This window comes from Alicyclobacillus sendaiensis NBRC 100866 (assembly GCF_001552675.1).
GTDB classification, from domain to species: Bacteria; Bacillota; Bacilli; order Alicyclobacillales; family Alicyclobacillaceae; genus Alicyclobacillus; species Alicyclobacillus sendaiensis.
In genome coordinates this window covers 1-11,416 of the sequence record NZ_BCRQ01000076.1, presented here as the reverse complement: position 1 = coordinate 11,416, position 11,416 = coordinate 1, and the positions used below count along the sequence as shown (strand labels likewise).

11 protein-coding genes are annotated in these 11,416 nt (G+C 50.0%); 5 read left to right on the top strand and 6 right to left on the bottom strand.

Features of this window, described 5'->3' with window-relative positions:
• Positions 1-86 precede the first annotated feature (86 nt).
• The 5 genes from AS26_RS12305 to AS26_RS12295 all read right to left on the bottom strand — a co-directional run bounded on the left by AS26_RS12305 (position 87) and on the right by AS26_RS12295 (position 4,191).
• Positions 87-941, bottom strand: a complete 855-nt coding sequence (locus tag AS26_RS12305) for a hypothetical protein (protein ID WP_062309988.1) — start codon at positions 939-941, stop codon at positions 87-89.
• A 109-nt stretch (positions 942-1,050) separates the two neighbouring features.
• Complete coding sequence (locus AS26_RS14970; protein ID WP_373278199.1) at positions 1,051-1,518, bottom strand: site-2 protease family protein; 468 nt, start codon at positions 1,516-1,518, stop codon at positions 1,051-1,053.
• A gap of 960 nt (positions 1,519-2,478) precedes the next feature.
• On the bottom strand, positions 2,479-2,820 hold the full coding sequence (locus tag AS26_RS13985) for an ImmA/IrrE family metallo-endopeptidase (RefSeq protein ID WP_373278200.1): 342 nt from the start codon (positions 2,818-2,820) through the stop codon (positions 2,479-2,481).
• Positions 2,821-3,189: 369 nt separating this feature from the next.
• Positions 3,190-3,372 carry a ribosome rescue factor BrfA gene (gene brfA, locus AS26_RS15040; protein WP_062309986.1) on the bottom strand — a complete coding sequence of 61 codons (183 nt, stop codon included), beginning with the start codon at positions 3,370-3,372 and terminating at the stop codon, positions 3,190-3,192.
• A gap of 3 nt (positions 3,373-3,375) precedes the next feature.
• Entirely contained in the window at positions 3,376-4,191 is an 816-nt protein-coding gene (locus tag AS26_RS12295) for an RpnC/YadD family protein (protein WP_062309991.1), read from the bottom strand.
• A gap of 241 nt (positions 4,192-4,432) precedes the next feature.
• Here AS26_RS12295 and AS26_RS14880 point away from each other — a divergent pair, with 241 nt between their 5' ends.
• The 5 genes from AS26_RS14880 to AS26_RS13975 all read left to right on the top strand — a co-directional run bounded on the left by AS26_RS14880 (position 4,433) and on the right by AS26_RS13975 (position 10,191).
• Positions 4,433-4,561: a hypothetical protein gene (locus AS26_RS14880; RefSeq protein ID WP_281176964.1), complete on the top strand. Its 129-nt coding sequence runs from the start codon at positions 4,433-4,435 to the stop codon at positions 4,559-4,561.
• Positions 4,562-4,848: 287 nt separating this feature from the next.
• On the top strand, positions 4,849-6,396 hold the full coding sequence (locus AS26_RS14315) for a hypothetical protein (protein ID WP_157068505.1): 1,548 nt from the start codon (positions 4,849-4,851) through the stop codon (positions 6,394-6,396).
• Positions 6,393-7,388 carry a hypothetical protein gene (locus tag AS26_RS14310; RefSeq protein WP_157068504.1) on the top strand — a complete coding sequence of 332 codons (996 nt, stop codon included), beginning with the start codon at positions 6,393-6,395 and terminating at the stop codon, positions 7,386-7,388. The genes AS26_RS14315 and AS26_RS14310 overlap by 4 nt, the downstream gene beginning before the upstream one ends.
• A 26-nt stretch (positions 7,389-7,414) precedes the next feature.
• Positions 7,415-9,034: a DNA methyltransferase gene (locus AS26_RS13980; protein ID WP_169793501.1), complete on the top strand. Its 1,620-nt coding sequence runs from the start codon at positions 7,415-7,417 to the stop codon at positions 9,032-9,034.
• A 14-nt stretch (positions 9,035-9,048) separates the two neighbouring features.
• Positions 9,049-10,191, top strand: a complete 1,143-nt coding sequence (locus tag AS26_RS13975) for a DNA methyltransferase (RefSeq protein WP_083516091.1) — start codon at positions 9,049-9,051, stop codon at positions 10,189-10,191.
• A gap of 407 nt (positions 10,192-10,598) precedes the next feature.
• On the opposite strand, the gene AS26_RS12290 is transcribed toward AS26_RS13975, so the two are convergent.
• On the bottom strand, positions 10,599-11,416 hold an 818-nt coding region (locus tag AS26_RS12290), incomplete at its 5' end, for an IS1634 family transposase (protein WP_157068503.1).

Genomic DNA, 11,416 nt, shown 5'->3' with positions numbered 1-11,416 from the left:
CTTCTCTCGGCCCTGACCACGCAAGCTGTACCTATCCCTGACATTAGTGTATCCCGCTTAGGCATATGCGCAAGCCAAGTGCTCCATCAATTCGTGATCTTCTGCACAACCGCGAGCTTCCATCGAATCGCATACTTCGTCGTCGTCACGTTCTTGTCCGGATGGAAGACCTCAACGGGCAACAACTTCGCGTACGGTTTGCCCGCGTCCGTCAGCACCCATGACTTCGACTTGTCGTCCCATTGCTGGAGCCCCGCGTCCGCCAGCATGCGATTAACACGCTGTGCAGACACCGGCGGCGACATCCGCTTGCCAAGTTCTGTCGGAGAGAAGGTCTCCTCCAAGTCGTCGTCGCGGACATGCCGCTTGTACTCGCTGAGATCGACGCCGAACTCGCGCTCCGTGTGGGACAGCGCCAGAAGCGTCGCCGTGCCGTCGGACAAGCCGATCAACTTACCGAGCTTCTTCTTGTAATTCACCGTCGAATAGACCTCTCGCCAAGAAATTCGCTTGACCGCCCTGTCGATCACTTGTGGTGCTTCGACACGCGCCTCCTCCTCGACGTTCAGCAAGTATGTGCGTACCATCTTGGCGACCTGGCTGTCCCGAAGAAGCATACCGATACGCAGGATGGCGCGGCGAGGCACAATCGTAAGTGCTGCGGTGTTTTTGGGAACTACACCCATCTCCTTAAAGGAGATCAGTTCAGCCCCTGATATGGTTCGCAAGCCATCCTGCTCAAGCTCGTCACGGTGGTCTAGAATCAGACTATCAATGGCCTTTTTCGGGACTTCATAGTAGGAAGCCACCATAGCTACGGTTGCATGCAGATCATCCGGCAACAACGTCAGCGCCTTGACCTTCTCCAGCACATCCGTCTTGTCCACCAGCCTATCCCGCAGTTCCCGAACCTCCAGCAACAGATCCGTGTTCACGTCCATCGCCTCCTTGACGAAAGAAGTCTTCGTCTATGGGGCGTTTGCAGGGCAAAAAATCGCCGCGCCCTTGCTTCTTCAGCTAGGTCGCGACGGAATTGCGCCGCTTTGGACGTCACGCATTGTTATCTCTACCTGAACACGGATCAAACCCTTCCGGCAACCTGAAACTACCCCGCAGTAGTGCGATCCATGCGCCATCGGACATCGTCTGCTTGGCTGGAAACACAACCACGCGGGTGTTCGCCCAAACCATCATCAGCCCACACAAAACCCAGATTAGGTTTTTCACCCACAACAGAACCGACAATCCATTCGCCAAGATCCCAGATCTGTACACCCAAAGCTTGCGCCGGATAGGAAGATCCATGCAATACACACCAGGCCCGACGCTGCCACTTGTCGGTATCCATCGCACCTCAAAGTTCCCTATGCGGAACATGAGCGGGCCAGAACCAATAATCATTCGTTGAGTAGGAATCCCAAACGCTTTTCGACATACATAATGCGCAAACTCATGAAGGAAAATCTGGGCATGAAGAATGAACGGCAGCGATACAGCAACAGCAATCCATCCCTGCAATGTATGGCTGCAATAAATGTCTCACTAAGCACACGAGGCCGGTCACCGCGTCTTCGAAGCCACTCAACATGACTCCTGCTTCCTCAACCACCAATCTTCCCAAACCACTACATGAGGGAAAATCACGACCCCAAGCATCTCCACTCGGTTTCCTTCTTTCCTTCGAAAGGCAAACGTTCCCGCATACGAACTGACCGCCCAAGCCCAAAACGGATACCCGACCATTAACATCTCTATCGGTACAGAAGGCGAAACCGCAAGCCCAAAACATATCGCTGCGGTGTACCCTGCGCCCATCAACGCTCCGAACGGGTCGCTGACCGGCGGATCGTTGCGTCGCAACGACAAATACCAAAGCCACGACAGAATTAGATAAGCCATTCCAGCCAACACGCGCCATACGACTGCAACATGGCAAATAGTGCAAGCCGACGATCACAGCGCCGATGACGACGTACCAAGCAACCAATTCGAGCACCATTCGATAATCCCTCCCCAAGAGGAGGGCATTGGAGGGCAAAAAAAAATCGCCGCGCCCCTGCCACCTCCAGCAAGTTGCGCGGCGATTAACGATTGTCAAAAAAATATCTTGCAGCCACTCGGAGCAAATACGAAACTTGGGCAAACACGGTCACGAAGAAAACATTGGCAACCCAATCGGGCATATGGAGGATCCCGATCCCCATTAAATAAAATGCGATGTTCCCAGATGCACATTCAGCTAGAAATGTGAGGATCAACGTCTAACTAAAAATGGTTCTCCACTTTTTTCTTTCTTCTCTTCTAGAGCGCTCAGCTGCGAGTTCATCATCTAATCGCTCAAGCTCGATCTCCACACGCTTGATTTCAGCTTCTCGACGTCTGTGTTCATACGATGCCTCAGGCATTTCATCGCTTGAAACCAAACTTGATACGCGGTCCGTCAGGTGCCCAATTACGGGTTCCGCACCATTGACCTGATCATTGGATCTCATACAACAACTCCGGCCTCCGACGAAGTTTATTGAGTCGAATACTTAGAGCCTCCTCTGACACCCCAAACATTCCGAGTAGATCATGAACGTTATTATCTCCTCTAAGCAAGATCTTCCCAAGTATCGGAGCAGGCATCAATAATGCCGCGGCGTATCGATTGGCTTCTTCTTCAGGCTTGTGTGTTCGGCCATCAAAGAGGGTGCGCTTGTAGTCTACACGATCATCAGGAAAACCGTTTGGATCTTGATGTAGATGTAATACATAATGACCTAATTCATGTGCAATAGTGAACCGCTTACGAACAGTTGCATCCCATTCATTCACCAGAATGACAACCCCGCCATTATTTCTTGAAATGGCCCCGCTTATGCTGGGTCCTTGAATCGCACTTCTTTAACCGGAATCTTCCAATGTTCAGCCAACTGTGTGGGAAGCATCGGAAAATCCAATTCGCTATTTATCCCTATCTCATTCAGGGCATCCCATGCCGCCCTCTCAATCTCGAGAATTCGACTTTCACTCAGCATTGCGCCTCCCTCCTTTAACTTAAATTTACGTAATATTCTAAACAAAACTACCGCCATCCTCTCCCCCTTCAATTTTGCAACCGACACATCTTTATGGGGGACAAAGACGGCGCATTCGTGACGTTTCGGATATCAAAGAACGCTTCCCAAGACCGAGTGTAATCACTTGCTATAGGGTAATCAAGCATTCACCGCGCCCTTGCCACCTCCGGCAAGCTGCGCGGCGACTCTCCGCTTTCTTGTTCGGCACCACTTGCGTCTGCGGCTTTCGCAACCACATCCCTCGCGCAATCGTCGGATCCAGTCCGCCTTCGCGAATGCGCTTCGCGCGACGGTTGCGGGCCTTGCCCATGGATCACGCCTCCCCTCGAACCCGCCTCAGCACCTCCTGCGCCTCTTGCTCGGACAACCCCGTCCAACGCATTACGTCGCTTACGGACGCGCCATCGCGGAACATCCGCTCGGCAATTTCCTTGCTTCGTTCATCCTTTGCTTCTTCCACAATCTCCTTCAGCAACTCCGTCATCGCCAACACCCTCCTTAGCACCGCTTTTTGCTCATCCGTCAACACCCGTGCGCTGAACCCGAACACCAGCGCCGCCAGGTAGTTCTGCTCCTCGCGATCCGGCACGCGTTGCAACGTGTCCACAATGGCGTCAAACGCCTCATTCCGCGTCCGACGCTCGAATCGCATGTGAAACGCAAACGCCAACCGAACCCGATCTTCCGGCGTCCATTCGCCTGTCTCCAGATGCCGACGAACCGTCTCCAGCGTCGCGTCGCCGTCCATCTGACCCAGATACACGTTTTCCACCGTGTATCGGAAACTCCCGGCGTCGAGCTCCGACGGCGCGCTCTGCACGTCGCCCGTGTACAACACCACTGTGCGGATCGCCCGACGATGGCGTTCCGCGAGCGCCACGTCGTATGCCGCAAACCGATATAGCGTAGGTTCCTTCGTCGACTGGAACTCCAGGTGGAGCAGCCGCCCATCCGCAAGCTCCAGCATAACGTCCGTCATGGTCTGATGCAGTCTCACCTCGGGGATCTCCGTCGCCAAGGCGCGCACCACAGGCGCATGGTGGACACCGATGACCGACAGCACTTCCCCGGGTAACGCCAGCGTAAGATGCTTTGCAACCAGATCGTTCGCATTCCTCGGTATGTCCATCATGACCTCCGTTTGCCTTCAGTATACTGCCGTGCGGCGTGAGCGGCCAACCGTGTTTTCACCACGACACTTACACAACAGTTAGCGAATGAAGCAACGTGCTTGCGTTACGCGCGCATTGTCGGAAACACGAGACGAGGCGAACATATGTGTGGGGAACGAATCGCGATGATTTTGGGGAATCGAATCCGCTGTTTTTGGGGAATCGAGCGCGATTTTTTTGGGGAGTTTTAATCCGCTGTTGACACTGGAGTACCTGTTTGAACGGCTACCCAACCTTCCGACAGGCGAGCGGACGCCGCTGGACGACCTGCTGCCGTGGTCCGACCGCCTGCCGGACGGAATCCGCAGACGGCCGAAAAAACCATAGAATGCACAATTGCCCCGCCGGTTCCCCGGCGGGGTTTATCGTCATGTATGACTTTGATGCAGCGATGGTGGGAATGCAAGGTGGGTTCGATTTGACGCTCACGCTGCATCCAATCTCGTCAACTGCTTCTGGTATTTCAGTGCAATCTCGTGTAATCTTGATTTCATAGTGGCGTTCTCCTTTCCTGATTTTCCCCACCCCCGTTATATCAAACGGGATCAGGAGACCGCCACTTTCAAATTTCCACGAAATTCGGGACTACACCCAACTTTGTGAGGGGGTAGCATATGTTGCTAGGCAGCCTGATGATTGCCGACTTTCTAGAGAAGACTAATGGAGTTGTGACAGGAAGAATTGTAACGGATGCAAAGAACCGATGGTATCGTGCTGAATACTCATGGTCGTATGATGAGGATGGACACCTGCTGATAAGACGAACCGACGGGACAGGTAATACCCTTAAAATGCCTTCCGTCATCGAGTTAGACGAACCTTTAGTTTCCTTTTTTGGATTGTATAGTGGTGACGGTGCAAAGGGCACCGAGGTGTCTGGGACACCGGGAAAGGTTAAGCCGAATATTTCTTTTTCTCAACGAGAGCCTCATCTCGTGAGGTTTGCGGTTGAACAGTTTAGACGACTGTTTCCGGGGACAACACAGTTTATTTTTTCCTTAGGTGAAGACAGTGCGTATTTCATGGAGGGGGAGGGTTTAGAAGCATTGAGGCGCCATTACGGTGGAACGCTACCGGCGCCTCTTCCATTAAACAAAGTGCGTCCCCAGCTGAACGAAGCTGATTTGCAGTACTTGAAAGAGGTACGGCCGATGAAAGGCACCAGTGAAGAGCATCTCGCGTTCTATTATCAACACAAGACGGCCATGGAGCGAATTTTAACAGACGTGAAAAAGGCTGAGATTGAAGCAAGTGGCTTACGCCTGGGAGCACATGATCGTGTAACAGCGTCATTGCGGCGCCCTTTCAAGAAGGGGGCTAGGACACCAGGTGGGTCGAGCCGGTCAGATGAAGTACACCTCGTAGGGCTAACTGGATTTGGGGAATTGTTTCTAAAAATGTTGCACGAGATTGAGGGATCGATCTTAGAGGATTCTGAGGTTTCGTCTCAGGGACTTGTGCGATGGCGGAATCGCCCATCTCTCGTTGGAGAAATTGTCGATGTCTATGACTTTTTTACTAGGCATCCCTACGGCGCATTAGGGGGGGAACGGCCGTCATTTACACTCAAGGGTGGGGTGATGCTGTCGGGCAAATGGCCTCGTAGCAAGGCGGTAGATTTGAGGCGTGAATTACGAATTGACCCACTGTGGTGCTATGTTGCAGGCCTCTATCTCGCTGAGGGGTCCACTCCGAAAGCAGAACTGTTTAAGATGTTTCGAGGTGGAGCTACGGGGCTTAGCCTTGGATTTACCTCGTCTGAAAGTATTAGTTTAGAGTTATTCCTTCGCACTCTAACAAAGCTCTTTAATGAAAAAGATTGCGTAGCAACATGGAAGGTGAAAGTTGGCTCTCAGTACTTCCCTGAGCTTGTCACTATTGGACTGAAAGATGGAGTTCCTATGTTACGCGGAGGTAAAAATGGTGATGGCAAACTTCGAACCATGGAAATCTCACTTGCCATCAAGCCATGGGCATTAGGGGTTGCACCGGCACTTCTGCCTTACGAAGATAGGTTTTCGCATGTGGAACCTACGGGCGCTGGATTGGCGCGAATAGATGTGGCTGCCTCCTCTGCGCTGTGTCGATGGTATTTTCCGCTGCTAATGTATGCGGTGTTCGGGAGCACCGTAGCTGACCCAGTAGGAGGTTTCCAGGCATGATCGAGCACATTGTCGTTCCCATCGACTATACTAAGGTATCCTTACTACCAGGACACCGTGAATGGATACAAAATTGGCTATACAATGTGGAAACCGAAGTCGAGCATGGAAGGGTTGCGTCATCAGTCTGTCTTCAAGCAATTATTAGTGAACTTGTGTTATACGGGTCGGTTCAGACCGATTGGATCGGCATAATGGATGAGCTTCTCACTGATGAAAAGGGAAGTCCGTTGGCATATTCTCAGGGTTATGGCGCTCAGTTATACAACTTCGAGGATCAATGGAAACAAACACCAGTTCATGCTGTATATACTCGATGGTGGAGTGAGTTAATTAGTGGTCTAGTTCCAAGAGAAAAATATGCAGACCTTATCCAGTCCTTTATTCAACCTAATGGTTGGATCTATAATCCGCAAGTTAGTCCGACAAATGTACGTACACGCATGAGGTCTGAGCTAATGATGTCGTTAGCGATGGGAATTCAAATATTATCGTTCTATAACTCCCTAGAAGAATACGTGGAAAGCTTTATCGCGACATTGTCCGGTCAGTCACAGACCGGTTATATTAGCGCAGAGTATTTCCGAGTGAGGAGCTTGGATGCTTTGCACGCATTAAATATGATTCCGGTTGGACTTGACAACTGTCTGCAAGAATGTGAGGCTGGAAAGGGCTATGCCGACTTCTCGGTTGACAACAAGATGGATGAATACATGGGAACACAAAAAAGAGTGGATAGAGATAAAGCAGTCCACTCTCCATTGATAACCGTATACGCTTGTCGTTTAAGCAACTATTGCTCGAGTGATGTGCAGCTGAAGGTAAACAAGCGTCTGCAGCAATTTGGTGTTCATCTAGCCAATAACCCTTTTGATATCCCTGCTTTTAGAATGAGAGATATAGAAGTTCCATTTGGGACAGACATAACACCTATTGAATTGATTTGCGCCTCTTATATCGTCAACCAATGTTCATCACCTAAGACAAGTTAACGTTACATCCTCTGGGAGGTATGCTGGTGAACATAGACGTCTCACAGAAGGCGCTCACCGTTCAGCGAAACATTACTCTGCGACTAAAAGGATATATTCAGCCTTTTGAACGTATCCTCGCCCGAGCTGAGCTTATGGGACTTATGAAACCGGAACATATTGATGACGCATTCTCTGTTAAGGCAGATGACGAAGTGTGCGTTTCAACAGATGTATCACCTGATTACCTAAGGAAACGTCTGGCGTACTGGGAATGGGTAGGAACTGAAAATGAATCGTTACAGCCGACCAAGCAGGTCTTATATGAATCCTTTTGCGAGGGAGCAAGTCACCAGACGACGCTTTTGAATACAGTACCGCTAAGTCACAGTATGCTATCTAAGACTCGCAAGCTTCGGTATGGTGTCCATGACATCCATGAATATCGAGGGAAATTCTTTCCTCAGCTAGTGAAGGCCCTAATCAATAGCGTGGGTTTAAAAGAGGGTAGTATCGTTCTTGACCCAACTTGTGGTAGTGGTACGACAAACGCTGAAGCCCGTGCAATGGGTATGAAGTCAATTGGTTTTGATTTGAATCCATTATCCGTGAAAATATCCACTGTAAAAACGGCAATATTATCGGTGAACCCATCAGAGCTGGAGACGAGCTTTGGTCGGCTGCGACAGCAAATTGTTGAATCACGTCCAGCTGCAAGTCTTGAAGCGTGCTGGAGTGACGCTGACCTACGATATTTGAGGAACTGGTTTGACGAAAAAGCTCTGCAGGAAATTGCTGGTATCTTGGTGTGTATCAATTCGATCGAAAATACGACTATAAGAGATTTCTTTTTAATCAATTTGAGTAATATCTTGCGCTCAGTGTCATGGCAGAAAGAGGCAGACCTTCGGGTTCGCAAAGAAGTATGGAATTATGAACCGGGAATTGCGACTGAACGCTTCATATCGGAAGCTCAGAGACAAATCGATAAAATTGTTCCATACATTACTCAGATACAAAGAGACGTTATCCTACCTGAATATAGTATCGTGGAAGGAGACGCAAGGTGCATCGACAGGTTGATGCCTAATGAATATATGAACTGTGATGTTCTTATTACATCTCCGCCTTATGCAACGGCTTTACCGTATATTGATACAGATCGACTTAGTCTGGTTGTCCTCGGCTTGCTACCTAGGAAGAGGCACAGGGATAGAGAATACAACATGATTGGGAATCGGGAAATTTCCGAACGTCAACGTGTAGCGTTGTGGAACACTTATTTGGAGAGGAAGTCACAACTGCCGGACAAGGTATGTGACTTAATCGACAGTATTGCGGCAAAGAATCATGTGGAAGGCGTGGGCTTTCGTCGAAGAAATTTACCCGCATTGTTGAGTAAATACTTTCTGGACATGTATGATGCAATGTCGTCAGCGCGCAGGGTCATGAAACCCAACAGTTATGCGTTTTACGTTGTTGGTAATAACAGTACAGTTGTGGATGGCGAACGTGTAGAAATCCCAACTGACGAGTTTCTGTGGGACATTGGCGAAATGGCAGGTTGGACAAAGGTTGATACTATAAATATGGAACTAATTCCTTCACGCGACATCTTTAGAAATAACAGAGGAACCGCTGAGACGATACTAATTTTTCGTTCGTAGAGGATGACCTCTCCATGATTAATCGAACCGCAATTTATAGCAATATCGACGGTGTACGGAATACCTGTGACGATTGGGACTTTCACGACGAAGAGACACAGGCACATCTACACGGCTTACATCCTTATCCAGCACGATTTATACCGCAGATACCCAGAAAAGCAATACTGACTTGGTCAAAGCCAGGAGATACAATTCTTGACCCTTTTTGCGGTGGAGGAACAACCCTCTTAGAGGGTATTCTCTTACAGCGTAATGCAATAGGGGTCGATAACAATGCAGTTGCATGTTTAATCAGTCGAGCCAAGACCTTAGATTATAGCGTACAAGACGTCGCAGAACTAGAGCAATTTGCATCATTTGTTCCCTCGCTTGCTGATCCTAATACACCTTCTGGTATTTCGATTCCTCAATACAAGAATATGGAGTATTGGTTTGCTGCTGAGGCAATTACCGACCTCGGTCGGTTACGGTGGCACATCGAACAGCTGTCCGAGCGTTGTCGAATTTTATCATTGACTGTGTTCTCTTCAATAATTGTGCGAGTTTCATATCAAGACAGTGATACTAGGTATTCCAGACAGTATTATGACTATATTCAAGGCACTGCGATACGGTTGTTTGAAAATAAACTTCTAGATGCTATTCGACGGTTGAAAGAGATTGTTTGGAAACCGAAGGCAAAATGCTCTGTTATACAAGGTGACTCGCGGTGTATTCCAGAAATTCCCGATGAAAGTGTGGACATGATTGTAACCTCACCGCCATATCTAAATGCTTACGACTATCACAAATACCACCGCCACCGTTTGTACTGGATTAATGGAGATGTACCGTTTGCACGAGATAAGGAAATCGGGAAACATGACACATTTACAAGAAGGGGTGCAAAACCAGAGCCTTACTTCGAAGATATGAAGGACTGCTTTACTGAATGGAAAAGGGTATTACGCCCAGGTGGCTATATACTGATAGTTATTGGTGATGCTATTGTGAGTGGTCAGCCGGTCGCGGTTGCTGATCGGTTTATAGAGTTGTTCGCTGAGTTGAACATTAGCTTGGTGGATCGTTGGACTAGAACATTACAAACGTCAAGAAAATCATTCAATCAAGCTGCCAGAATTGACCAAGAGCACGTGTTGCTGTTCCAAAAGTAAAGTGACAGCCCATCAGGGCTGTCCTTTTGTTTTTCATGCAGATTATAGCTCAAGTTTGACCCCGGCTTCGACACTTTGTATGTTTTCCGCAACTTAAAAGTGCAGAAAAGCGCAACGCGCGAATTCCCAGTAATATAATTACATGTTCGAGAAGATGTGAGCACTTGACATGGAGCCTCTGCGGGCATGATTCCGCGTCATATTGGGGCGGAAGGGGCGCTTCGCCAACTGAACTCGGCAGGCTATCATGCCCGCCACTCCACGTCAAGTGCTCGCCATTCTGGAAAAAGTAACATGACGTTTTTCTGCACTTTTAAATGACGCTATACAACTTTGTAGTCATACAAAGTCCTACGAACCCATTCCTGGCGCTAGTTCTTGGGACCTGTGGATCACTCGTGTAGTGTCTACAGCCCTCGTGTTCGAGGTTCCATGCGCAGAATTCTTGGCGGCTCCGTGATCCGTAGCGCTCGCAGGATTTCCCACTGTACCTCGGTCGTTTCGGTGCGCTGCACGACGATCCCATCTGGGGTGCTCTTGGTCACCTGGTGCATCGCTTGCATGTGGGAGCGGATGTCGGGCCAGGAGCGCCCTGTTTGGACTTCGGCGATGCGCACCAGCAACAAGGCCAGCCAGCAAAGCAGCACATGCGAACGGATCCGCTCGTCCTTCCGGTGATACATGGGACGGATGTCCAACGTCGTCTTCAGTGTGCGAAACGCGGACTCCACCATCAGGAGTTGCTTGTATCCCAGCGCGACATCTTCCGTCGACAGCGTATCGTCGGAGGTGCGGATCAAGTACTTCCCGTCCAGATGAGCCGCTTGCCGCACGGCCTCCGGGTCAATTCTCAGGTTCCCCCATCGGTCCTGTTTCAGATAGCGCTTGAACGTTGGATGGCTCGCAAGCCGACAGTGCGCTTTCGTGTGCGCTTCGCCCTGAAGCTCCTTGAGGCGTTCCAACTCCATCCGAAGCTCGCGCAACATCGCCTCCCGCCGCGCCTCATCGCGTTTGGCTTCCTCGGGATTGAACGCCAACACGTAACGCACCCGGGCCTCACCGTCTCCCACCACGACCTCCTTCACCTTCAGGTTCGGACGAAGCTCACGAAAACGTCCAGGGCGCGCCAAGGCCACTTCCACCGTCGGTTTCCCGGAGTTCATTTTCTCCCCAGCGATGTAGTGACCGCCGGCGCGTTGCAGGATCCGCAGATTGCTCTCCGATA